The organism is Reyranella sp. GW821-FHT12G01, assembly GCF_058806575.1.
The window spans coordinates 2,611,057-2,632,849 of record NZ_JBXAPV010000001.1; the positions used below are offsets into that span (position 1 = coordinate 2,611,057).

General features: G+C 66.3%; 24 protein-coding genes and 1 tRNA gene. 4 read left to right on the top strand and 21 right to left on the bottom strand.

Annotation, left to right across the window (positions count from 1 at the left end):
- Positions 1 to 44 precede the first annotated feature (44 nt).
- Positions 45 to 653: a glutathione S-transferase family protein gene (locus AC1RP5_RS12520; RefSeq protein ID WP_493110968.1), complete on the top strand. Its 609-nt coding sequence runs from the start codon at positions 45 to 47 to the stop codon at positions 651 to 653.
- A gap of 3 nt (positions 654 to 656) precedes the next feature.
- On the opposite strand, the gene AC1RP5_RS12525 is transcribed toward AC1RP5_RS12520, so the two are convergent.
- Complete coding sequence (locus tag AC1RP5_RS12525; protein WP_493110969.1) at positions 657 to 1,913, bottom strand: MFS transporter; 1,257 nt, start codon at positions 1,911 to 1,913, stop codon at positions 657 to 659.
- A 109-nt stretch (positions 1,914 to 2,022) separates the two neighbouring features.
- Here AC1RP5_RS12525 and AC1RP5_RS12530 point away from each other — a divergent pair.
- Positions 2,023 to 2,099, top strand: a tRNA-Pro gene (locus tag AC1RP5_RS12530).
- A 90-nt stretch (positions 2,100 to 2,189) separates the two neighbouring features.
- Here AC1RP5_RS12530 and AC1RP5_RS12535 read toward each other — a convergent pair.
- The gene (locus AC1RP5_RS12535) at positions 2,190 to 4,061 is read right to left on the bottom strand and encodes a nitrilase-related carbon-nitrogen hydrolase (RefSeq protein WP_493110970.1); all 1,872 of its coding nucleotides are present in this window, start codon (positions 4,059 to 4,061) and stop codon (positions 2,190 to 2,192) included.
- A gap of 163 nt (positions 4,062 to 4,224) precedes the next feature.
- On the opposite strand from AC1RP5_RS12535, the gene AC1RP5_RS12540 reads away from it, so the two are divergent.
- Positions 4,225 to 5,433, top strand: coding sequence for a TCR/Tet family MFS transporter (locus AC1RP5_RS12540; RefSeq protein ID WP_493110971.1), 1,209 nt, complete (start codon positions 4,225 to 4,227; stop codon positions 5,431 to 5,433).
- Here AC1RP5_RS12540 and AC1RP5_RS12545 read toward each other — a convergent pair.
- The 8 genes from AC1RP5_RS12545 to AC1RP5_RS12580 form a co-directional block, all read right to left on the bottom strand.
- On the bottom strand, positions 5,396 to 5,707 hold the full coding sequence (locus AC1RP5_RS12545; protein WP_493110972.1) for a hypothetical protein: 312 nt from the start codon (positions 5,705 to 5,707) through the stop codon (positions 5,396 to 5,398). The genes AC1RP5_RS12540 and AC1RP5_RS12545 overlap by 38 nt on opposite strands.
- Before the next feature lie 185 nt (positions 5,708 to 5,892).
- Entirely contained in the window at positions 5,893 to 6,420 is a 528-nt protein-coding gene (locus AC1RP5_RS12550) for a MerR family transcriptional regulator (RefSeq protein ID WP_493110973.1), read from the bottom strand.
- Positions 6,421 to 6,441: 21 nt separating this feature from the next.
- Positions 6,442 to 6,753 carry an integration host factor subunit alpha gene (locus AC1RP5_RS12555; protein WP_493110974.1) on the bottom strand — a complete coding sequence of 104 codons (312 nt, stop codon included), beginning with the start codon at positions 6,751 to 6,753 and terminating at the stop codon, positions 6,442 to 6,444.
- Positions 6,754 to 6,876: 123 nt separating this feature from the next.
- Positions 6,877 to 7,848, bottom strand: coding sequence for a beta-ketoacyl-ACP synthase III (locus AC1RP5_RS12560; protein ID WP_493110975.1), 972 nt, complete (start codon positions 7,846 to 7,848; stop codon positions 6,877 to 6,879).
- On the bottom strand, positions 7,845 to 8,921 hold the full coding sequence (gene plsX / locus AC1RP5_RS12565; protein WP_493110976.1) for a phosphate acyltransferase PlsX: 1,077 nt from the start codon (positions 8,919 to 8,921) through the stop codon (positions 7,845 to 7,847). The genes AC1RP5_RS12560 and plsX overlap by 4 nt, the downstream gene beginning before the upstream one ends.
- Before the next feature lie 52 nt (positions 8,922 to 8,973).
- Positions 8,974 to 9,168 carry a 50S ribosomal protein L32 gene (gene rpmF, locus AC1RP5_RS12570; RefSeq protein WP_295136305.1) on the bottom strand — a complete coding sequence of 65 codons (195 nt, stop codon included), beginning with the start codon at positions 9,166 to 9,168 and terminating at the stop codon, positions 8,974 to 8,976.
- 128 nt (positions 9,169 to 9,296) lie between these two features.
- On the bottom strand, positions 9,297 to 9,836 hold the full coding sequence (locus AC1RP5_RS12575) for a YceD family protein (protein WP_493110977.1): 540 nt from the start codon (positions 9,834 to 9,836) through the stop codon (positions 9,297 to 9,299).
- A 54-nt stretch (positions 9,837 to 9,890) separates the two neighbouring features.
- Entirely contained in the window at positions 9,891 to 10,385 is a 495-nt protein-coding gene (locus tag AC1RP5_RS12580; RefSeq protein ID WP_493110978.1) for a ubiquinol-cytochrome C chaperone family protein, read from the bottom strand.
- Positions 10,386 to 10,486: 101 nt separating this feature from the next.
- On the opposite strand from AC1RP5_RS12580, the gene AC1RP5_RS12585 reads away from it, so the two are divergent.
- Complete coding sequence (locus AC1RP5_RS12585) at positions 10,487 to 10,978, top strand: outer membrane protein assembly factor BamE (protein ID WP_493110979.1); 492 nt, start codon at positions 10,487 to 10,489, stop codon at positions 10,976 to 10,978.
- A 105-nt stretch (positions 10,979 to 11,083) separates the two neighbouring features.
- On the opposite strand, the gene AC1RP5_RS12590 is transcribed toward AC1RP5_RS12585, so the two are convergent.
- From AC1RP5_RS12590 to rpiB, 11 genes are all read right to left on the bottom strand, one after another.
- Entirely contained in the window at positions 11,084 to 13,189 is a 2,106-nt protein-coding gene (locus tag AC1RP5_RS12590; protein WP_493110980.1) for a sodium-translocating pyrophosphatase, read from the bottom strand.
- Positions 13,190 to 13,344: 155 nt separating this feature from the next.
- Positions 13,345 to 14,577 carry an MFS transporter gene (locus tag AC1RP5_RS12595; RefSeq protein WP_493110981.1) on the bottom strand — a complete coding sequence of 411 codons (1,233 nt, stop codon included), beginning with the start codon at positions 14,575 to 14,577 and terminating at the stop codon, positions 13,345 to 13,347.
- A 77-nt stretch (positions 14,578 to 14,654) separates the two neighbouring features.
- A complete protein-coding gene (gene thiL / locus AC1RP5_RS12600) occupies positions 14,655 to 15,641 on the bottom strand; it encodes a thiamine-phosphate kinase (protein WP_493110982.1) in 987 nt (328 codons plus the stop codon).
- Between the two features lie 6 nt (positions 15,642 to 15,647).
- A complete protein-coding gene (gene nusB / locus AC1RP5_RS12605) occupies positions 15,648 to 16,118 on the bottom strand; it encodes a transcription antitermination factor NusB (protein ID WP_493110983.1) in 471 nt (156 codons plus the stop codon).
- Entirely contained in the window at positions 16,115 to 16,606 is a 492-nt protein-coding gene (locus tag AC1RP5_RS12610; RefSeq protein ID WP_493113356.1) for a 6,7-dimethyl-8-ribityllumazine synthase, read from the bottom strand. Before AC1RP5_RS12610 ends, nusB begins: the two co-directional genes overlap by 4 nt.
- Positions 16,606 to 17,760: a 3,4-dihydroxy-2-butanone-4-phosphate synthase gene (gene ribB, locus AC1RP5_RS12615; protein WP_493110984.1), complete on the bottom strand. Its 1,155-nt coding sequence runs from the start codon at positions 17,758 to 17,760 to the stop codon at positions 16,606 to 16,608. Before ribB ends, AC1RP5_RS12610 begins: the two co-directional genes overlap by 1 nt.
- Positions 17,757 to 18,359 carry a riboflavin synthase gene (locus tag AC1RP5_RS12620; RefSeq protein ID WP_493110985.1) on the bottom strand — a complete coding sequence of 201 codons (603 nt, stop codon included), beginning with the start codon at positions 18,357 to 18,359 and terminating at the stop codon, positions 17,757 to 17,759. The genes ribB and AC1RP5_RS12620 overlap by 4 nt, the downstream gene beginning before the upstream one ends.
- 9 nt (positions 18,360 to 18,368) lie before the next feature.
- A complete protein-coding gene (gene ribD / locus AC1RP5_RS12625) occupies positions 18,369 to 19,460 on the bottom strand; it encodes a bifunctional diaminohydroxyphosphoribosylaminopyrimidine deaminase/5-amino-6-(5-phosphoribosylamino)uracil reductase RibD (RefSeq protein WP_493110986.1) in 1,092 nt (363 codons plus the stop codon).
- Positions 19,461 to 19,465: 5 nt separating this feature from the next.
- Positions 19,466 to 19,933: a transcriptional regulator NrdR gene (nrdR, locus tag AC1RP5_RS12630; protein ID WP_493110987.1), complete on the bottom strand. Its 468-nt coding sequence runs from the start codon at positions 19,931 to 19,933 to the stop codon at positions 19,466 to 19,468.
- A 36-nt stretch (positions 19,934 to 19,969) separates the two neighbouring features.
- Positions 19,970 to 21,277 carry a serine hydroxymethyltransferase gene (gene glyA, locus AC1RP5_RS12635; RefSeq protein ID WP_493110988.1) on the bottom strand — a complete coding sequence of 436 codons (1,308 nt, stop codon included), beginning with the start codon at positions 21,275 to 21,277 and terminating at the stop codon, positions 19,970 to 19,972.
- A 5-nt stretch (positions 21,278 to 21,282) separates the two neighbouring features.
- Complete coding sequence (gene rpiB, locus AC1RP5_RS12640; protein WP_493110989.1) at positions 21,283 to 21,723, bottom strand: ribose 5-phosphate isomerase B; 441 nt, start codon at positions 21,721 to 21,723, stop codon at positions 21,283 to 21,285.
- Positions 21,724 to 21,793: the final 70 nt, after the last annotated feature.

Sequence of the window (21,793 nt, forward strand, 5' to 3'; positions counted from 1 at the left end):
CATTATCGTCGCTGCCTGTATCGGGTTTGGGGAGAGACTGTAACGTGACCATCAAGATTTACGGGCCGACGGCCTCGCGCGCCGCGCGCGCCCTCTGGATCGCGCATGAACTCGGCATTCCGTACGAGCACATCGCCGTCGAGATGAAGGATCTCAAGAATCCTGACTATCTCAAGGTCAATCCGAACGGCAAGGTGCCGGCACTGGTCGACGGCGACTTCAAGCTGTTCGAGTCGATGTCGATCAACCTCTATCTCGCGGAAAAGCACGGCAAGGACGGCTTCATGCCGGCGAGCGCCGAAGATCGCGCGCTGTGCAACCAGTGGAGCTTCTGGGGCATGACCGAGCTCGAGAAGTCGCTGCTCACGATCCTGATCGACATGTTCATGACCGCACCGGACAAGCGCAAGCCGGAAGCCGTCGCCGAGGCGCAGAAGGCACTGCCCAAGCCGCTCGCGGTGCTGAACGGTGCCCTCGAGGGCCGTGACTATCTGCTGGGCTCGACCTTCACGGTGGCCGACCTCAACCTGGCCTCGATCATGAGCTGGGCCAAGCCGATCAAGGTCGACTTCACCCCGTTCCCGAACGTCAGCGCCTGGCTCGACCGCTGCCTGTCGCGTCCGACCTACAAGGCGGCACGCGGCGCCAAGTAGCCGCTACTCCGCGGGCGCGACCTGCGGCGCCGGCAACGAGACATCGCGTTCGTTGCCGGGCAGCAGCAGCGCCACCAGGGTGATCACGACCGAGACGGCGGCAAGGCCGAGGAACAGCAGTTCGAGGCTTCCCGTCGTCTCGCGCACCCAGGCGATCAGCAGGATCGCCAGCGGCCCCGCGCCGAACGCCACGACGAACTTCGCGCCGAAGCCCAGCCCGTGATAGCGGCTGGGCGTGTAGCGCGCGATCAGGATGTTCTCGATCGGGCCCGCAGCCGAGCTCAGCACTGCCGAGCCGATGGCGCCCAGCAGCGCGACGTAGCCGTTGCCCATGGCCAACGCCAGCATGGCGATCACCTGCAGCGCCGAGGCCGCGACATAGGTCGCCTTCAGCGGATAGCGGTCGATGATGCGCCGGCCCATCGCGTACTGCGCGACACCGGAGACGACGTAGATCATCGACGTGGCGAGACCGACCCACAGCACGATCTGGGTGGCGACGCCCCATGAGGCGAGCCCGTCGCGCAGCGCCGAAATCTCGGGCGCGAGCTTCACCTCGAACACCATCGCCGCGCCGAACATCACCGCCTGCCAGATGACGCCTTCCAGTGCCATGGTGACGGAGAGCACGGAGAAGACGCGCCAGAAGTCGCGGCGGCCGACTTGTGTGCCGGCGGTCTGCGGCATCGGCCGGTCGCCCACCTTGCCCTGACGGATCTGCACCCAGAGGACGACGCCGACGATGAGGCAGACGATGCCGGGCACGATGAACGCCGCGCGCCATGAGGCCAGAGAGATCAGCACGCCAGGTACAATGCCGTAGAGCGCGAGGCCGGCGCTGCCCCACAGCCCGTTCACACCCATCGCATGCCCCTGCTCCCTGGCCGTGCGGATCACCCAGCCGATGCCGACCGAATGATAGAAGGCGCCGAACGCACCGATGCCGCACAGGGTGAGCGACAGCGCCAGCGTATCACCGGTCGGCACGAGGCCGCAGGCGATCGACGACAGGCCGAGCCCGAGGAACATCACGACCATCATGGCCGGTGCGCCGAACTTGTCCGAGGCCCAGCCCGCGGGCAGCGACACGATGCCGAGCAGGATGGTGGCCGGCGCATAGAGACGCAGCAGATCCTCGGCCGGCAGGTTCCAGGAAACCGCCAGGGTGAGCACGATCACGGCGTAGAACGCCGTCATCATGTGCATCAGCGCGTGGCCGATGGAGGAAAAGAGCAGGACGCGGTTGCCGGAATCGATCATGGCGCCTGTATCCTTTGTCACCCGGAACAGCGCAAGCGCAGCTTGCGGCAACGCTGCCATTCGCGCTAAAGCCCCCGTGCCGCGGGCCGGACCGGCCGGCGGCACCGGTCGGGGCGTAGCGCAGCCTGGTAGCGCATCAGTCTGGGGGACTGGGGGTCGCAGGTTCAAATCCTGTCGCCCCGACCAATTAATCCTTTGAAATATCGGGCTTTTGAGCCCCACCCGTTTCCCCACGCGGGAAACGGCTTGCATGACCGACGATCTTGTCGTCGGCATTCAGCGGCAGGCGAGCGGGCCGGTGCCCTTCGTCCGCCACTCCTTCACGCAGTCGCTGTCGTCCTTCATCACGATCGGGATGAAGTAGAGCGGCACCAGGCCACCAATGAGCTGCTGCTGGTTGATCCAGGTGCCCGGCGCCGGCACGCGGGTCCGGTAGCGCACGGCATCCTCGCCCGCTTGAGCGGTGAGGGTCGGCGTCTCGACGATCGGTTCCGGCCCGTAGATCGCCGCCGCCGTCATGTCGCCGGCGCGACGTCCGCCGCTCACCACCCAGAGCTGGTTTTGCTTGGCCGACGCGTAGGGAAAATAATCTGCGCGGCCCGTGGGCGGATTGCTCACGGCGAACAGCTTGGCGTCGATCTGCACCTTGAGCGCTTCGGGGCGTCCCGCGGGTGCCGCCAGGATGTCGGCCCGCAGAACACCATAGAGACCGCCCAGTTCCGGCACGGGCAGTTCCTCGGCGAGAGCGAGGCCCACGCGGCCGAGCGGCGTGTCGATCACGACCGGCGTGTCACCGGCACTCGCCCAAGCCGCCGTCGCGGCCGAGAGATGCGTCGCGCGATAGCGGCCAAGCACGGTGCCCTCTGGGCCGGCCAGCACGACGGTATGATAGACCTTGTCGCCGTCGCGCTCGGGATAGCTGCCGACCACGTAGCCAGCGCCGGCCTTGGCGGCCGCGCCCAGCGCCTTCTCGAAATCGCCACCGCGCACTTCCGCGCGGTTCTTGATCTCGGCCGCCGCGATGCCCGAGGCGAGACCCGACAGTGCGGGCAATACCAGGAGTTCGCCCGCGCCGGGGCGCGCCTGCGAGAGCAGCGAGGGTCCTTCGGGCCACTGCGCCGCCGCGAGCGAGACCGAGCGCGGCGTCACGGTGGCGTTGCCATCGGTCGGGCTGCGATGCAGCGCGAGCAGCGGCGAGTAGAGATCGGGGCGGCGGCGCGCCAGCACCGAGTTGCGCTCGGTGTCAGCGTCGGCCGGCGTGATCGTGGTCGCGTAGACGCCAGCAAGGCCCGGCGGCAGGTTTTCCGGCGGCACCACCGGCGCCTGCACCAGCTTCTCGCCCTTGGGCGACCAGATGCTCGAGCCGCCATTGTAGTAGAGCTTGCCGCCGGTGATCGGATTGGTTTCGACGCCGGTGCGCGTGGCGCCAACGACCCAGACGCCGTTCTGCGCGCTCATGTACTGGACGCTGGAAACCGTGGAGTGGTTGCCGGTCGCCTCGGCCGGCGGCGTGCCGGGCATCACGCGATCGGACACCGAATGCCAGCCGATGATCTGCGCACCGCGCAGCGCCGCGAGGCGGGCATACTGCCAGTAGGTGTCGTCGTAGCAGATCAGCAGCGCGATGCGGCCGAGCGGCGTGTCGAACACCTCGACACCCGTGGTGCCCGGCGCGAACACCTTCTGGTCCTGCGGGTTCAGGCCGTTCTTGCGATACTTGCCGATGATGCCATTCGGTCCCATCAGCACGGCGGTGTTGTAGACGAGGCCGGTCGCCGCATCGCGCTCGGCAATGCCGACGCTCATGTGCATGCCGGTGCGCTGAAGGATCGGCAGCACGGCGGCCGTCGCCTTGCCCGGGATCGTGTCGACGAAAGGCGCGAGCTGCTGCGGGCCGGTGAACAGGTAACCGCTGACCGCCGTCTCCGGGAACACCGCATACTCGACGCCCTGCTTCGCCACCTCTTCCGCCGCCTTCGCGAGACGCGAGACATTGCCGTCGAGATCGCCCCAGGCGGGAACGAAGTCGACCGCCGCGACCTTCACCTGCTTCTTGGCGCCGGCGGTCTGCGCACCGGCCGGAACGACCGCCGCCATCAGCGCAAGCGCGCTGACGAGCCCGATCGACACCATGGACTTGAACGACATGAAGCTACTCCCCCGAAATACACTCGCAACATACTGCTTCGATGCTGCAATTTTAAATAACACACTGTCTTTGTGCATAGATGCATAGCCGGCGACACAGGCGCGTTCTTCCGTCTTCACTTTGATGTCGGTTCGTGACGGATGAACCGCTAAACCGAATCCAATGAACACACGCCGTGCCCTCGCCTTCATCTTCTGCACCGTGGCGCTCGACGTGCTGGCGCTCGGTGTCATGATCCCGGTCCTGCCGAAGATCGTGCTGGGCTTCATGGGCGGCGACACCGCCGGCGCCGCCGAGATGTTCGGCGTGTTCGCGACGGTCTGGGCCTTGATGCAGTTCCTGTGCTCGCCCCTGCTGGGCGCGCTGTCGGACCGTTATGGCCGCCGGCCGGTCATCCTGATCTCCTGCCTGGGTCTCGGTCTCGACTACATCTTCATGGCGCTGGCGCCGTCACTCCTTCTCTTGCTGATCGGCCGCGTGGTCTCCGGCGTCACCTCGGCGACGATCGGCACCTCCTTCGCCTACATCGCCGACGTGACGAAACCCGAGGAACGGGCCAAGGCCTTCGGCCTGGTCGGCATGGCCTTCGGGCTGGGCTTCGTCGTCGGTCCGGCGATCGGCGGGTTGCTGGGCGGCGTCGATCCGCGCCTGCCGTTCTGGGTGTCGGCGGCGGCCTGCCTCGCCAACGCGGCGTTCGGCTGGTTCGTGCTCCCCGAATCGCTCCCGCCGGAAAAGCGCATGGCCTTCGCCTGGAAGCGCGCCAACCCGGTCGGATCCCTGAAACTTCTATCCTCACACCGGCAGCTTCTTGGCCTCGCGGCGGTCGATTTCCTGGGCAACTTCGCCCACCAGGTGCTGCCGGCCGTGTTCGTCCTCTATGCCGGCTATCGCTACGGTTGGGGCGAGATGACGGTCGGCCTCACGCTCGCCTTCGTCGGCATCTGTACCGCCATCGTGCAGGGGCTGATGATCGGACCGATCGTGAAGCGACTGGGATCGCGACTCGCCGTGCTCCTCGGCCTGCTGGCCGGCGCCCTGGGCATGTCGATCTATGGCCTGGCCGAGACGGGTCCGTGGTTCTGGGCGGGCGTACCGGTGATGGCGTTCTGGGGCATGGCCGGTCCCGCCGTGCAGGACATGATGACCCGGCGGGTCAGCGCTTCCGAACAGGGCCAGCTCCAGGGCGCGAACTCGGCGTCGCGCAGCATCGCCGGCCTGGTCGCGCCGGGCATCTTTGCCGTCCTGTTTGCATCGACCATCGACACACTGCCGGGCGCCGCGTTCCTGCTGGCAGGTGGGCTGCTCGCCGCAGCGGCGGCCGTGACGTGGATCGTTACGACTGGGAGGCGACCTGCCGCCCCAGCTCCGTGAGTTTGCAGACAAGCCAATCCGGCTTCAGCGGATTCTTGAACCACGGCTGCGCCCAGCCCCGGCTGAGGCACTGCTTTACAATGTCAATATCGACATCCTGCCCGTCAAGATCGAACAGAGGCAGCTTGCCGCCCGGCTGCGTCAGTCCGCGGCGCAAGTAGAGCAGTTCGGAGATCGTGGGAAGAACGACCTCTAACCCATTGTCATTTAAAGAAGATAAATCAAATGAACGCGCGTGATGACGCGCAAAATCGCGATTAACCAGCACGGTCACGTCCCCCTTTGACGATACCGTTGAAGACCCCTCACCGGGCACGATACGCCAGCCCGGCAAAAAACCAAATTAAATCAGAGACTTGATACACTTTCTTACAGAAGCCACCCGATCTGGTGGCTCTGCGGCGCCGGACCTGCAAGCCCTTGAAAGCCGCCCCCCGGCGGCTTTCCGGGCCGAAGCCCCTAGTTGTGCGCCTTCAGCGTGCTGCGCAGCTGCGTCAGCGCCTGCTCGAGGTCTTCCAGCACCGACTCGATCTCACGGCGCTTGTGGAGGTCGAGAACCGCCGCGCGCGGCGTGGTGGTCGAGGGCTGCGGGCCGGTGCGCGGCAGCGGCTGGCGGTTGCCGCTGGCCATCGCCTCGGCGCGCGCCGACACGATGCGCAGGCTCTCCAGCGCGCTTTCCGCGGCGAGGTCAAGGCGCTGCGCCGGCAGGCGGCCGCGGCCTTCCTTCAGGAGGCGCTGCACGCCCTTGATCGTGTAGCCGTCATCGTAGAGCAGCGTCCGGATGCGGCGCAGGAGGTCGATATCCTCCGGCCGGTAATAGCGACGCCCACCGCCCCGCTTCAGCGGACGGACCTGGGTGAACTTGCTTTCCCAGAACCGCAGCACATGCTGCGGCACGTCGAGCTCGGTCGCGACCTCGCTGATCGTTCGAAAAGCCTGCGCCGATTTCTCAACCCGTCTTTCGACGGTCTGAACCGAAACGGCCATGTCTTACCCCTCGTGTCCCCATCAGCCCTTGTTCTCGTCGGGCGCCCCGTTGATCAGTGACTTCAGGACATTCGACGCTCGAAAGACGAGGACTCGCCGCGGCAGGATGGGAACCTCCTGCCCGGTTTTCGGATTACGGCCGACCCTTTGCCCCTTGTCGCGAACCGTGAAACTCCCAAACGAGGAGATCTTCACCGATTCGCCGCGCGCCAACGCCTCCACCACCTCGCCGAGGATCGTCTCGACAAGATCGCTGGATTCATTGCGAGACAGGCCCACTTCCTGGAACACTGACTCGCTCAGATCGGCACGCGTGATAGTCCGGCCGTCCACTCCGGTACCCCTTCTTCCCCCACTTAATCCTTACTCTAAGGTGGGAAAGCGGTCAATATCAGTGGGATAGCGGCTGGACTTGAATCGGCGTCTGTTCACGTTCCGTTACGGAAAATTCGCGCATTACCAGCGAACGAGGCTTGCGCCCCACGACAGACCGCCACCGATACCCTCCATCAGCAGCAGGTCGCCCTTCTTGATGCGGCCATCCTTGACCGCAACGTCGAGCGCCAGCGGGATGGATGCGGCGGAGGTGTTGGCATGCTTGTCGACCGTCACCACGACCCGCTCGGGCGGCAGGCCGAGCTTGCGGCCGGTGCCATCGATGATGCGCTTGTTGGCCTGGTGCGGGACCAACCAGTCGATGTCCTTGGCCTCGAGGCCCGCCTTCTCCAGCACCTCGCCCACGACGGCGGCCATGTTCACCACCGCGTGCTTGAAGACTTCCTTGCCTTCCATGCGGAGGAAACCGGTCGTCTTGGTCGAGGAAGGTCCACCGTCGACATAGAGGATGTCGTGCTGGCGGCCGTCGGAGTGCAGCGCGTTGGCGAGGATGCCGCGATCGGCCGAAGTGCCGGCCCCCTGCTCGCCCTTGAGCACGATCGCGCCGGCGCCATCGCCGAACAGCACGCAGGTGCCGCGATCGTCCCAGTCGAGGATGCGCGAGAAGGTCTCCGCGCCGATCACCAGCGCCGTCGAGGCGAGACCGTTCTTGATCAGGCTGTCGGCGACCGAAACGCCATAGACGAAGCCGGCGCACACCGCCTGGACATCGAACGCAGCGCCCCGGGTCATGCCGAGCTCGGCCTGCACCTTGGTCGCCGTGGCCGGGAATGTCTGGTCGGGTGTCGCCGTCGCCAGCACGATCAAATCGAGATCAGAGGCCTTGAGGCCGGCGTGATCCAGCGCGCGTTGCGACGCCTTGAGCGCGAGATGCGAGGTGAATTCGCCGTCCGCTGCGATGTGGCGCTGGCGGATGCCAGTGCGCTGCTGGATCCACTCGTCGGTGGTGTCGACGGTTTTCGACAGCTCTTCGTTGGTGACCAGACGTTCCGGCAGATACGAACCACAGCCCTGGACGACAGAACGGATCACGCAGTTCCTCCAGTGGCCTGCAGGGACGCAGCCGATGCTTCAGCCGCCGAGGTGATCTCGTGCAGCCGCGCCAGGCCTTCTACCAGCTTGCTCTTATATTCGTAACGGACGAGATCGACGGCCACGCCGATCGCATAGGCGAAGCCCAGCGCGTCCGTGCCGCCGTGGCTCTTCACGCAGACGCCGTCCAGTCCCAGGAACACGCCGCCATTGTAACGGCGCGGGTCGACGCGCAGGCGCAGCTTCGACCAGGCGCCCGAGGCGAACAGATAACCGAGCTTGGCAAACGTCGAGGTCCGGAACGCGTCGCGGACGAACTGGGTGTAGAGTTTGGCCGTGCCTTCGATCGCCTTCAGGGCGACGTTGCCGGTGAAGCCGTCGGTGACGATGACGTCGGTCACGCCGGCGCCGATGTCATTGCCTTCGACGAAGCCGTGAAAGGAGACAGGCGACCCCTCGCGGCGCAGCCAGGCAGCGGCCTGGCGCAGCTCTTCGTGGCCCTTCAGCTCTTCAGAGCCGACGTTCAGCAGGCCGACCTTCGGCTTGTCGAGGCCGAGCAGGATCTGGGCGAAGACGCTGCCCATAACGGCGAACTGGACGAGATTGTCGGCATCGCATTCGATGTTCGCGCCGAGATCGAGCATCACGCTCTCGCCGCGCGAAGTCGGCAGGAACGAAGCCAGCGCCGGACGATGCGCGCCTTCGAGCATGCGCATCGCGACCATGGAAATGGCGAGGAGCGCGCCGGTGTTACCGGCCGACACGACCGTGTCGGCACGGCCCTGGGCCGCCGCCTCGACGGCCATCCACATGCTCGACTTGCGGCGACGGCGCAGCGCGAAGGACGGCTTGTCCTCGGCCAACACCGCGTCTTCCGACGGCACGATCTCGAGCACCTGCGCGAGACCCTTGCGCTTGTCGACAAGGGCCTTCAGGCGCGCCTCGTCGCCAAACAACAGGAAGGACGTTCCGGGATAGCGCTCGCGGGCGATATCGGCGCCATTCACGATGACATCGGGAGCGTGATCGCCGCCCATGCCGTCGAGGGCGAGTACGATCTTGCCCGTACTCACCGTCACGCTCCGCCTGTCGAATGCCAGCGCATTGCCGGCGGCGTGCTACGGACTACTTCTCGGCCGACGCGGCGTCGGCCAGGACGGGCATGTCCTCGCGGTAGTAGCCGCAATGCGAGCAAACCATGTGCGGGCGCTTAAGCTCGCCACAGTTCTTGCATTCCATGAATGCCATGGTCGGCAGCGCGTGATGCGAGCGACGCATGTTGCGGCGGGACTTCGATACCTTTTTCTTGGGAACTGCCATGACGATCTCCAGGACGAGGGCCGCACCCGCTTTCGCAAGCAGGGCATGCCCCCAAAAAAGCTGCAGCCGCGCTCTATAGGCGCGGCGGGCGGCATTCTCTAGCCAAATCGTTTCACCGCCGCAACAGTTTAGCGACCACCCCGGGGCTTGTCCCTCAGGGCCGCCAGACCGGCGAACGGATGACGGCGCTGCTCCGGCGCAGCGCGGCGGGCGCCGCCCTTGGGCTTCGGAAGCACGTCCTCCAGCTTTATCCCCGGACGCCGCGGATAAGGGTCCGCCGTCAGCGACAACTGCTCGGCGGCGATTTCGCCGACATCGAGCATATTCCCGGTCAGGGGCTCCGGTGCGTCGCCCTGGGCGTTCAGCAGTGCCTCGCCGCTCTCGGGATCCTTGTCCTCGTCGACGTTTTCGGCAAAGACCAGCCGGAAGGCATCGTCCAGATCCTGGGTCACTGGATCGAGGCTCAGGATGCAGGCCTGGACGATCCGGCCCTTGAGACGGCCCTCGACCACCACCTGCCCGCCCGGCTTACGATCCACCGTCACGCGCGCGGAGAAGGCCGGCAGGCCCAGGAAGCCGAACCGCTTCGCCAGCGCAGCACGCTCGGCCTCGGTCGTGGAAATCTCGAGGGCTGTGCCGTTGTTGCCCAGCTTTTCGAGGTCGACCATCCTTTCAATCTCTGATTTTATCGTATTATCAGTATCTTGTGACATTTTCTTAATTCACTTTATCAAGTCGTTGCGGGCCGTTGCGCCGAGCTTGCGCACATAATCCCGGACATGGGCTTCGAGGCGAACGACCGACTGTGGGTCCTCCGGCGACCTACCGCCATAGGCGTTGCGCCGCAAGACCTCGCCAAGGGGCGTCGGGCCGTCGTTCAGCGCCTCGCGATAGGCCAGCCCTCGCCCGTGCAGCCCCTCCGCCATGATCTTGATGCGGCGGCCCACGCCCAGGTCCTGGATGCCGATCTCGCGCAGCGCGAGATCGAGATGACGGAACATGGCGTCGAAGAAGGCCTGCGCCAAGGCCTCGCCATCCGGCTCACGCCGCAGCCGGTCGATCATCAGCGCGGCATGAAGCGCCAGCGCATCGAAGCGGCCATCCAGCGTGTCGGGGATCCCGCACGCCTCGAACAGCTCGGGCGCGCGCGCCTGCTCGCCCACGCTCTTGTAGATGGCGGCGGCGAAATCGTCCTCGGGCTTGCGACGGCGGAACACAGACAACTCCCCTCCCCAACTGATCACGGGCAACCGGTTGACCCGGCCCCCTCATCGCGACATCTTGCAGCCCCTCTTCCCGCAAAGCCAAGAAGCAGTCCATGCGTCGCACCGCCCCGCTCGCCCTTGTTGGCGTCCTTGCCGTTTCCGCCGCCGCCCTGCTGGGTGGCTGCGACAATACCGTCGATCAACGCGGCTTCACCGCCACTCCCGGTTCGGTCGAGAAGCTCGAAGTCGGCGCGCAGAGCCGAGAGGACGTGGTCCGACTGATCGGATCGCCCTCGGCCGTCGCCACCTTCAATCCTAACGTCTGGTACTACATCAGCGAGACTCAGGTTTACTGGGCCTACACGAAGCCCCGGATCACCGACCAGAAGGTGATGCAGGTGACGTTCAACGACTCGGGCCGCATCGAGGCCATCAAGAACTACGATCTGAAGGACGCGCAGGACATCCAGATGGTCGCGCGCATCACTCCGACCTCGGGCAAGGAGCTCACGATCCTCGAGCAGGTCCTGGGCAATGTCGGCCGCTTCAGCGGGCCGAAGCAGGAAAGCAATCCGGGCGCCCCGACCAGCGGCAGCGGCATCTGACGCAACGGCTGCCGCCGCCCTCCGCGAACCTTTCGCGGACAGTCCCGCCAAAGAAAAAGCCCCGGTCTTTCGACCGGGGCTTTTCCGTTTGAGGTGTGATCCCGCTCAGTGCGCCAGGACGGCGAGGAGCAGGAGCGCCACGATGTTGGCGATCTTGATCATCGGATTGACCGCGGGGCCCGACGTGTCCTTGTACGGGTCGCCGACGGTGTCACCGGTCACCGCCGCCTTGTGGGCGTCGGATCCCTTGCCACCGAAATGGCCTTCCTCGATGTACTTCTTGGCGTTGTCCCAGGCACCGCCGCCCGCCGTCATCGAGATGGCGACGAAGATGCCGGTGACGATCACGCCGAGCAGCATGGCGCCGACCGCCGCGAAGGCATCGGAGCGTCCGGCGATGGCCGCGATCACGAAGAACAGTACGATCGGCGACAGCACCGGCAGCAGCGACGGGATCATCATCTCCTTGATCGCCGACTTGGTGAGCATGTCGACGGCGCGGCCGTAATCCGGCCGATCCGTGCCCGCCATGATGCCGGGCTTTTCCTTGAACTGCCGGCGGACTTCCTCGACCACCGACTGGGCGGCGCGGCCGACGGCCAGCATCGACATGCCGCCGAACAGGTACGGCAGCAGGCCACCGACCAGCAGGCCGACCACGACGTACGGGTTCTTCAGCGAGAAATCGACCGACTTAACGCCCAGCTTGCCCTGCGCGATGAAGTAGTCGAGGTCCGAGGTGTAGGCCGCGAATAGCACCAGCGCACCGAGGCCGGCCGAGGCGATGGCGTAGCCCTTGGTGACGGCCTTGGTGGTGTTGCCGACCGCGTCGAGCGCGTCGGTGTTCTTGCGCACTTCCTTCGGCAGACCGGCCATTTCGGCAATGCCACCGGCATTGTCGGTGACCGGGCCGTAGGCATCGAGGGCGACGATCATGCCCGCGAGCGCCAGCATGGCCGTCGTGGCGATGGCGATGCCGAACAGGCCGGCCAGGATGTAGCAGGTCACGATGCCGGCGCAGATCAGCAGCGCCGGACCGGCCGTGGCTTCCATCGACATCGCGAGACCGGCGATGACGTTGGTGCCGTGGCCGGTGACCGAGGCCTGCGCCACGGCCTTCACCGGGCGATAGTCGGTGCCGGTGTAGTATTCGGTGACCCAGACGATCAGGCCGGTGATGGCCAGACCGACCAGCGAGCACCAGAACAGCGACATGCCGGTGAACGAGCGATCGCCCACCGTCATCACCGTGCCCATGCCGACCAGGCGATCTGTGGCGAAGTAGATCGCCGGGACCGACAGCACGGCGGCCACGATCACGCCCTTGTACATCGCCCACATGATGTTGCCGTCCGAGCCGAGGCGGACGAAGTAGGTGCCGATGATCGAGGTGATGATGCAGGCGCCGCCGATGACCAGCGGATAGGCCATCAGCTTCGCAACGAGCATCGGATCGGCCGCGAAGAAGATCGAGGCCAGGACCATCGTGGCGACGGTCGTCACCGCATAGGTCTCGAACAGGTCGGCGGCCATGCCGGCGCAGTCGCCGACATTGTCGCCCACGTTGTCGGCAATGGTGGCCGGGTTACGGGGGTCATCTTCGGGAATTCCCGCCTCTACCTTGCCGACCATGTCGCCGCCGACGTCCGCACCCTTGGTGAAGATGCCGCCGCCGAGACGGGCGAAGATCGAGATCAGCGAGGCGCCGAAGCCGAGCGAGACGAGCGCATCGATCATCGTACGGCTGCCGCCGGGGATGCCCATGTTGAGCAGGACCGCGTAGTAGCCGCCGACGCCGATCAGGGCGAGGCCGGCCACCAGCATGCCGGTCACCGCGCCGGCCTTGAAGGCGAGGTCGAGACCCGAGGCCAGGCTCTTCTGGGCAGCCACCGCGGTGCGCACGTTGGCGCGGACCGAGACGTTCATGCCGATGAAGCCGGTGGCTCCCGACAGGACGGCGCCGATCAGGAAGCCGATGGCGGCGAACTTGCCGAGCAGGATGGCGAGGAGAACGAGGACGACGACGCCCACGATGCCGATGGTGGTGTACTGGCGGCGCAGGTAGGCAGCCGCACCTTCCTGGATGGCTTGCGCAATTTCTTGCATGCGCGGCGTGCCGGCGTCGGCCGCCATGACCCGCGATGCGGTAATGACGCCATACAGCACGGCAATCAAGCCGCAGCCGATGACGCCCCAAAGAATGGTGGACATATTTCCTAACCTATTGTTTTTTCAGCGCTTTTTCGCGCATCGCAGCCTGAAGTACGAGAACTCCCCCCGGCGCGAGGCGCGCGGAAAATGACAGATGGGCCGGGGGCGCGCAACCGGAGACGAGGGAAAAGCCCCGACTCCTCAAGGGCTTGGCCTCAGGCGCGCGAGGGATTCCGCAGCCGGAAGATGCTGACGACGGCCAGGGCGACGAGCACCAGGGCGAGAGCCACGTAGTTCAGCGCTGCCCAGCCCTTAAGTTCCAGCACGACGCTGGCCATCAGGCTGGAGACGGTGGTGACACCGAACACCATGAAGTCGTTGAAAGCCTGGGCCTTGCCCCGCTCCGCCGGCCGGTAGGTAGTGGTCAACAAGGTGGTGGCGCCGACGAACAGGAAGTTCCAGCCGATGCCGTTCAGGCTGAGGGCGCCGCGGAAATGCCATTCGGTGACGCCCATCAGGGCCACCGCCACCCCCGCCACCAGCAACACGATGCCGGCTGTCATGATGTTGAAGATGCCGAAGCGCGCGATCAGGTGGCCGGTAAAGAAGGACGGGATGAACATGCCCATGACGTGAACGAAGATCGTCACCGGGGCTTCGGTCGCCTTGAGGCCGCACTGCACGATGGCCAGCGGCGAAGCCGCCATCACGAAGGACATGACGCCGAAGGCGATCATCGCACCGGCACAGGCCACCATGTAGGCCGGCTGGGTCACGATCTCGAACAGGGGGCGCTGCGGTCCGGCCGCTTCCTCCGCCCTGACCTGCGGGAACTCGATGAAGCCCAGCACCACGAAGACAAGGGCGTGGATGAAAATGACCGAAACGAAGCTCGCCTGAAAAAGCGGCAGCCAGAGATCGGGGGTGAAGCGCGCCAGGGTCGGCCCGACAATACCGGCCAGCACGCCGCCCGCCGTGACGTAGGAGATCGCCTGCGCGCGATACTGGGCGGGCGCCAGTTCGACGGCGGCGAAGCGATAGAGCTGCATGTTGGCGATGCCGTAGCCCAGGAACAGGCCGCCGATGCACATCACCGGGAAACTGCCGAGCCCGAGACCGATCGCGGCCAGCGACGAGCCGATCATGCCCATCAGCGAGCCGCTGCGGAAACCGAACTTGCGGCCGCGCCGCATCATCAGCAGCGAAGCCGGGAACACCGACAGCATGACGCCGAGATGCTGCATGGTGACCGGCAGGTTGGCCCACATGCGCATGTCCGGCGACACGATCGTCAGCACCGCCAGCGCCGACGAGGCGAACATCAGCGTGTTGCTGCTCTGCGTGAGGGCCTGGCACATCGCCAGCAAGGCGATGTTGCGCATCGACCGACGCGGCATGCGGCCGTCGGAAGAGGCGGGCGTTTCCTGTACCTTGATCGAACCGTCCATTGGGGCGGCACTCTAGTCGTGCCCCCTGCCCGCGCCATAGGGTGCCGCGCAGTGCAGCTATGAGAAGGTGCGCTTCGCTAGAAGTGCACGTAGCCCTTTCGCGGGGCTGCGACGGGCTCGCCGCCTGCGGTCAACGTGACGCCCTCGCCGCGGGCAAAGCGACCGATGCGTACGACCCGCACGCCAGCGGTACGTGCCGCGGCCTGCAGCGCCGCGCTCCGGCGCGTCGACACTGCAATCACCAGTTCGTAATCGTCGCCGCCGCCCAGCACGTTCGCCCACAGTCTCGGATCGGCCATCACTGCCGCCCGGCCGGCCGGCGACAGAGGCACGTCATCGCGTTCGACGCTCACCGCCAGGCCCGATGCCTGCCCGATATGACCGGCGTCGGCCAACAACCCGTCGGAAACGTCGGCCGTCGCGGACGCGATGCCCGCCAGTCTTTGTCCAAGGGAACTGCGCGGCCGCGGCAGGCGATAGCGGTCTTCCAGGAACGCGCGCTGGCGTGCCGTCAGGTCCACCAATCCACCTCGCGCCACCATCAGTCCAAGCGCGCCGTCACCGATCGTGCCGCTGACCCAAAGTTCGTCCCCAGCCCGTGCACCGCCACGGCCGATGCCCTTGCCGCGTGCGACACGACCGAAGGCGGTAATCGTCACGGTGAGGGGTCCTGGCGTCACCACTGTGTCGCCGCCGCACAGGACGATGCCGTACCGGCGCTGATCGGCGGCGAGCCCTTTCGCGAACGAAGTAAGCCAGGCTTCCGTCCAGTTCGACGGCAAGGCGAGCGAGAGCTGGTAGACGAACGGCGTAGCGCCGCCGGCCGCGAGATCGGAGAGACAGACGCGCAGCGCCTTGGCAGCGATCCGCTGCGGCAGCTCGTCGGCCAGGAAATGAACGCCCGCGACGATCGTGTCCGTCTTCACGACGAGGTCGCGGCGCGGATCGGCCGGCAGGAAGGCGTTGTCGCTCTGGAGGCCGCCCGCGCCCTTGAAGCTGCGGGCGAGCGGCGCGAAGTAGCGGGCGATCAGTTCGAACTCGCCGACCCGCTTCGGCCGCGCCATGACGGGCTACTTCTGGTCGGCCGGCCGCGCCTGACGTGCCACGCGGTCGAGGACGGAGTTGATGAAGCTCGGCTCGCCCTTGTCGTAGAAGGCGTGGGCGATCTCGACATACTCGTTGATGACGACGCGCAACGGCACGTCACCCCGGTGCACGAGCTCGTAGGCTCCGGCCAGCAGGATGGCCCGCACCAGACGATCGACACGCGCCCAGGTCCAGTCCTGCGCCAGCGAAGCCGTCACGATCGCCTCGAGCGCATCCCGGTTGGTCGTCGTGCCCTCGACGACGTCCTTGAACAGCGGCTTGTCGGCGTCGCGGCGCATGCCGCCCTCGCCCGCCTCGCCCGTGCGCACTTTCAGGAACTGCTCGATGATATCGGCCGGGGCGTCCTGGCCCTCCTGCCACTGATAGAGCGCCTGCACTGCCGCCAGCCGCGCGGCCTGGCGACGGCTGGGCCCGGCCGGCTTGGCGTCGCTCACGATTTCTTCCAGCGACGGCCGAGAGCCACCATGGCGAGACAGGCATGGGCGGCGTCGCCACCCTTGTCGCCGCGATCGGTGAAGGCGCGCGCCCGCGCCTGTTCGACGTTCTCGACCGTGACGATGCCGTAGCCGATCGCGAGCTTCTTCTGGACCGCGAGATCCATCAGGCCGCGCGCGCTCTCGCCGCAGACATAGTCGTAATGGGTGGTCTCGCCGCGGATCACGCAGCCCAGAGCCACGTAGCCGTCGTAACGCTTGCCCTTCTTCTCTGCCGCCATCGCAATCGCGCCCGGGATCTCGAAAGCGCCCGGAACGACGACGCGCTCCGCCTTTGCACCGTTCTTGGTGATCTCGGCCTCGGCGCCCTTGATCAGCGCGTCGGCGATGTCGGCGTAGTAGCGCGACTCGACGATCAGGATGCGCGCGCCCTTGACGCCAGCGACAGCCGGGCGGGCCGTCGGGTTTTCCGTCCGTGTCGACATGATCAGACCTTCGTCGCGCGGCCGGGAACCGGCTTCTGGGCCACGATCTTGAGGCCGAAGCCCTCGAGACCGACCACGCTCTTCTGCGAGTTGCTGAGCAGCACCATTTCCTTCACGCCGAGGTCGATCAGGATCTGGGCGCCGACGCCGTAGTCGCGCAGCTCCTGCCCGGCGGGCTCGATCTGTTCGCCGGCACGGCGGCGCTGCTCGGCCAGAACGACGGTGAGCGGCTCGCGGATCAGCACGATCACGCCCCGTCCTTCATTGGCGATCTCGCGCATGGAAGCTTCGATCTCGCCACCGCGGCCGCCGCTGCGCTGGCCCAGCGTATCGGTGAAGAGATTGACGGCGTGCATGCGCACCATGACCGGACCACCCGTCGCCGGATCGCCCTTCACCAGCGCGACGTGCTGCGCCATCGTCACCTTGTTCACGTAGACGACGCACCGGAAGTCGCCGCCCCAGGTGCTGTCGAGCTTGGTCTCGCTGATGCGCTTCACGATCGAATCGTAGCGGCGGCGATAGGCGATCAGGTCGGCGATGGTGCCGATCTTGAGCGCATGGCGCTGAGCGAAGGTGATGAGGTCGTTGCGACGGGCCATCGTGCCATCGTCGTTCATGATCTCGCAGATCACGCCGGCCGGGTTGAGACCCGCCAGGCGCGCGAGATCCACCGCGGCTTCGGTGTGCCCAGTACGCTCCAGCGTGCCGCCGTCGCGCGCGACCAGCGGGAAGACGTGTCCCGGCGTCACAATGTCATGCGGTCCGCACGACGGGTCGATCGCCACGGAGACGGTGCGCGCGCGGTCGGCGGCGGAGATGCCGGTCGTCACGCCTTCGCGCGCTTCGATCGAAACGGTGAAGGCCGTCGAGTGACGCGTGCGGTTGTTCTGCGACATCAGCGGCAGGCCGAGCTGCTCGACCCGCTCGCGGGTGAGCGCCAGGCAGATCAGGCCGCGCGCATGCTTGGCCATGAAGTTGATGGCCTCGGGCGTCGCCCACTGGGCCGGGATCACCAGGTCGCCCTCGTTCTCGCGGTCCTCGTCGTCGACGAGGATGAACATCCGGCCCTTGCGGGCTTCCTCGATGATGTCCTCGGCGGCGGCCTTCACCTCGCTGAAGGTGATCCGCCAAGCGTCCTTTTCGAGCGCACTCATGATTTCTGATGCTCCAACAGTCGCGCAACGTAACGCGCGAGCATATCCACCTCAAGGTTGACCCTCTGGCCGACCTTTGCCTGTCCCAGAGTGGTAACCGCCTGGGTGTGTGAAATCACATTCACGCCAAAGCGATTGCCGTCCACTTCATTGACCGTGAGCGAAATGCCGTCGATCGCGACCGAGCCCTTGGCGGCGACGAAGCGCGCCAGTTCGGGCGGCGCTTCGAACACGAAGCGCACGCTGCCGCCTTCTGGCGTCATGGAGGCGATCTTTCCGACGCCATCGACATGGCCATAGACGAGATGGCCGCCCAGCTCGTCGCCGAGCTTCAGCGACAATTCGAGGTTGAGGCGGCTGCCGACCGTCCAGTCGGCGAGGTGCGTCTTGTCGAGACTCTCCGCCGAGACCTCGACCGCGAACCGGCCGGCACTCTTCTCGACCACGGTGAGGCAGCAGCCCGAGCAGGCGATCGACGCGCCGATGGCGATCGGCGTCATGTCATGCTTGGTGGCGATGACGAAACGGCGGTCGCCGGCCTTGCCGCCCGGGTCGACCGAGACGATTTCGCCGATGTCGGAGACGATGCCTGTAAACATGGTCGCTACTTAGGCCTCCCGTCGCCAGGTTTCCAGCGTGTCGCCTTGCAGTTGCCGCGCCGAAACCAGCCGGAACCGGGGCGCGGAACCGAGCCGTGCAAATTCCAGTCCGCCGACCGCAGAGCGGCTGTCGCCGCCCAGAATTAGGCCAGCCCGGTAGCTCGAAATGCCGTCGATCTGACCCGCTTTCAGGAAGGACGCGGCCACCTGCCCGCCGCCTTCGACGAGGACCCGTGTCAGCCCGCGCGTACCAAGCGCCTGCGCGGCCGCCGTAACGTCGATGCGCCCGTCCGGGCCGCCCTCGACTTCGACGATCTCTACGCCGAGGGCTGCGAGTGCGTCCCGCCGCTCGGCCGGCGCCGCCTTCGTACACACCAGCCACACCGGCGTCACGCGTGCCGAAGTCGCAAGCTTCGACACGGTCGACAGACGCGCCTGCGAATCGAGCACGATGCGCACCGGCGAGTGCACGGCGAGCCCCGGCAGCCGACAGGTGAGATCGGGATCGTCGGCGGCGGCCGTCGCCGCGCCGATCAGGATCGCGTCATGAATGGCGCGCAGGCGATGGCCATCCTGCCGTGCCGCCGGGCCGGTGATCCACTTGCTCTCGCCCGAGGCGGTCGCAATGCGCCCGTCGAGCGAGCCCGCCATCTTGAGATGGAAGAGCGGCCGTCCTTCGCGAACGCGCAGCAGGAAACCGGCGTTGATCTCTGCCGCCTCCGCAACCCCATCGCCGACTTCGACCGCAATGCCGGCCGCCTTCAGACGCGCATGCCCCTGCCCCTTCACCCGCGGATCTGGATCCTCGAGCGCCGATACGACCCGGGAGACACCCGATGCCACCAGTGCATCGGCGCAGGGCGGCGTGCGGCCATGATGCGAGCAAGGCTCCAGCGTGACGTAGGCGGTGGCGCCCTTCAGCGACTGGCCATCACGGGCAGCTTCGGCGATCGCATCGGCTTCCGCATGGGGCCGGCCGCCATCGCGCGTGCGGCCACGCGCGATAACGAGTCCGTCGCGCACGATCACGCAGCCGACGGCTGGATTGGGCCAGGTGCGCCCGAGCGATCGGCGCGCCAGCGCCAGCGCCGCGCGCATCATCGCCTTTAGTCCTTGAAGGTGGCCGTATCGGCGAGGTCGGAGATGAATTCCTCGAAGTCCCGGGCCTCGCGGAAGTTGCGATAGACCGAGGCGAACCGCACATAGGCCACCGGATCGAGCGCGCGCAGCGCGTCCATCACCAGCTCGCCGATCTGCGTCGAGGGAATCTCGCTTTCGCCCGAGCTCTCGAGACGGCGTACGATGCCGTTCACCACGCGCTCCGTGCGCTCCGGATCGACCGGCCGCTTGCGGCAGGCGACCTGTATGGAACGCGCCAGCTTGTCGCGATCGAACTGCACACGCTGTCCGTTCTTCTTCACCACCGTCAACTCGCGCAGCTGCACGCGCTCGAAGGTCGTGAAGCGCGAGCCGCACGACGGGCAATAGCGCCGCCGGCGGATCGCCGAATTGTCGTCGGTCGGCCGCGAGTCCTTAACTTGTGTGTCCTCGTGGCCGCAGAATGGACAGCGCATCTAGTTCCCCTGTTTCTTTTTCGGCTTTGCGCCTTGTCAGTCGCGGTAGATCGGGAAGCGCGCGCACAGGGCGTGGACCTTGGCGCGAACCTGGGCCTCAACCTGGGCGTCGCCGTCCGGGCCATTCTTGGCGATGCCATCGAGCACGTCGGCGATCAGATGGCCGATCTGCTGGAACTCGGCGACCCCGAAGCCGCGCGACGTTCCCGCCGGCGAGCCGAGACGTACGCCAGACGTGACCGTGAACTTCTCCGGGTCGCCCGGGATGCTGTTCTTGTTGGTCGTGATGCCGGCGCGGTCGAGCACCTTCTCCGCCGACACGCCGGTTGCCTTCTTCGGGCGCAGGTCGACCAGCATGACGTGGCTGTCGGTGCCGCCCGAGACGATCTTGAGGCCGCGCTCGGTCAGGGTCGCGGCCAGGGCGCGCGCATTGTCGATCACCTGCTGGGCGTAGACCTTGAAGTCGGGCTTCAGCGCCTCGCCGAAGGCCACCGCCTTGGCAGCGATGATGTGCATCAGGGGGCCGCCCTGCAGGCCCGGGAACACCGCCGAATTGATCTTCTTACCAAGCTCGGCATCGTTCGACAGGATCATGCCGCCGCGCGGGCCGCGCAGCGTCTTGTGGGTCGTCGTCGTCGTGACGTGGGCATGCGGCACCGGGCTCGGATAGACGCCGGCCGCGACCAGGCCGGCGTAATGGGCCATGTCGACCATGAAGTAGGCGCCGATCTCGTCGGCGATCTTGCGGAAGCGCGCCCAATCGATGTGGCGCGAATAGGCCGAGGCGCCCGCGATGATCAGCTTGGGCTTCTCGCTGCGGGCGACGGCTTCCATCTGCTCGTAGTCGATCAGATGCGTGTCGGGCTTCACGCCGTAGGACGTAACCTTGAACCACTTGCCCGACTGGTTGGCGGGCGAACCGTGGGTGAGATGGCCGCCTTCGGACAGCGACATGCCGAGAAACGTGTCACCCGGCTGCAGCAGCGCCATGAACACTGCCTGATTGGCCTGCGCGCCCGAGTGCGGCTGCACATTGGCGAAGCTGCAGTTGAACAGCTTCTTGGCGCGCTCGATCGCCAGATCCTCGGCCTTGTCGACTTCCTCGCAGCCACCGTAGTAGCGGCGGCGCGGGTAGCCCTCGGCATACTTGTTGGTCAGCACCGAGCCCGCGGCCTCGAGCACGGCGCGCGAGACGATGTTCTCCGAAGCGATCAGCTCGATCTGCTCCTGCTGGCGATGCAGTTCGCCCTTGAGCACCGCGTCGATCGCCGGATCGGCTTCGGCAACACCCGTCGTGAACATCGGCAGCGGAGAAGCACTCATCTTGGCAGCAACCTGACTCATCTCGTTCAACCCTTTGAAAGCTTGTCGACGCGGCCGGCGTGGCGGCCACCTTCGAATTTGGTGCTGAGGAAGACCTTCATGGCCTCGCGGGCCACCTCGACGCCGATCAGGCGCTGCCCGAAGGCGATGACGTTAGCGTCGTTGTGCTCGCGCGACAGCCGCGCGGAGGTCACATCATGCGCGAGGACTGCGCGAACCTTGGGATTGCGATTGGCGGCGATCGAGATGCCGATGCCGCTGCCGCAGACCAGCACGCCGCGCTCGGCCTTGCCTGAGGCAATGGCTTCGCCCATGGCCTTGCCGAAGTCGGGATAGTCGACGGAAGCGGTCGAATTCGTGCCAAGATCCAGCACGTCGTGACCCGCTTCTTGCAGCTCGCGCTTCAGAATTTCCTTAAGGTCGAAGCCGGCATGATCCGACGCGACCGCGATGGCGCCCCCCGGCATATCGACGATCGATCCCCTCTAGCTGTTGAGCCTCCCGATACCATATCCGGGGCCGCGATGTCACCGTTCC

Excerpts from the sequence above, each read along its gene's own strand:
- AC1RP5_RS12535 (WP_493110970.1), bottom strand. The coding sequence starts at position 4,061 with ATGTCGTTCAAGTCCATGGTGTCGATCGGGCTCGTCAGCGCGCTTGCG.
- ribB (WP_493110984.1), bottom strand. The coding sequence starts at position 17,760 with ATGAGTGCGCTCGAAAAGGACGCTTGGCGGATCACCTTCAGCGAGGTG.
- AC1RP5_RS12525 (WP_493110969.1), bottom strand. The coding sequence starts at position 1,913 with ATGATCGATTCCGGCAACCGCGTCCTGCTCTTTTCCTCCATCGGCCAC.
- AC1RP5_RS12550 (WP_493110973.1), bottom strand. The coding sequence starts at position 6,420 with ATGGCCGTTTCGGTTCAGACCGTCGAAAGACGGGTTGAGAAATCGGCG.
- AC1RP5_RS12585 (WP_493110979.1), top strand. The coding sequence starts at position 10,487 with ATGCGTCGCACCGCCCCGCTCGCCCTTGTTGGCGTCCTTGCCGTTTCC.
- thiL (WP_493110982.1), bottom strand. The coding sequence starts at position 15,641 with ATGGCGCGGCCGAAGCGGGTCGGCGAGTTCGAACTGATCGCCCGCTAC.
- AC1RP5_RS12540 (WP_493110971.1), top strand. The coding sequence starts at position 4,225 with ATGAACACACGCCGTGCCCTCGCCTTCATCTTCTGCACCGTGGCGCTC.
- rpmF (WP_295136305.1), bottom strand. The coding sequence starts at position 9,168 with ATGGCAGTTCCCAAGAAAAAGGTATCGAAGTCCCGCCGCAACATGCGT.
- ribD (WP_493110986.1), bottom strand. The coding sequence starts at position 19,460 with ATGATGCGCGCGGCGCTGGCGCTGGCGCGCCGATCGCTCGGGCGCACC.
- AC1RP5_RS12575 (WP_493110977.1), bottom strand. The coding sequence starts at position 9,836 with ATGGTCGACCTCGAAAAGCTGGGCAACAACGGCACAGCCCTCGAGATT.
- AC1RP5_RS12595 (WP_493110981.1), bottom strand. The coding sequence starts at position 14,577 with ATGGACGGTTCGATCAAGGTACAGGAAACGCCCGCCTCTTCCGACGGC.
- nrdR (WP_493110987.1), bottom strand. The coding sequence starts at position 19,933 with ATGCGCTGTCCATTCTGCGGCCACGAGGACACACAAGTTAAGGACTCG.
- rpiB (WP_493110989.1), bottom strand. The coding sequence starts at position 21,723 with ATGCCGGGGGGCGCCATCGCGGTCGCGTCGGATCATGCCGGCTTCGAC.
- glyA (WP_493110988.1), bottom strand. The coding sequence starts at position 21,277 with ATGAGTCAGGTTGCTGCCAAGATGAGTGCTTCTCCGCTGCCGATGTTC.
- AC1RP5_RS12620 (WP_493110985.1), bottom strand. The coding sequence starts at position 18,359 with ATGTTTACAGGCATCGTCTCCGACATCGGCGAAATCGTCTCGGTCGAC.
- AC1RP5_RS12590 (WP_493110980.1), bottom strand. The coding sequence starts at position 13,189 with ATGTCCACCATTCTTTGGGGCGTCATCGGCTGCGGCTTGATTGCCGTG.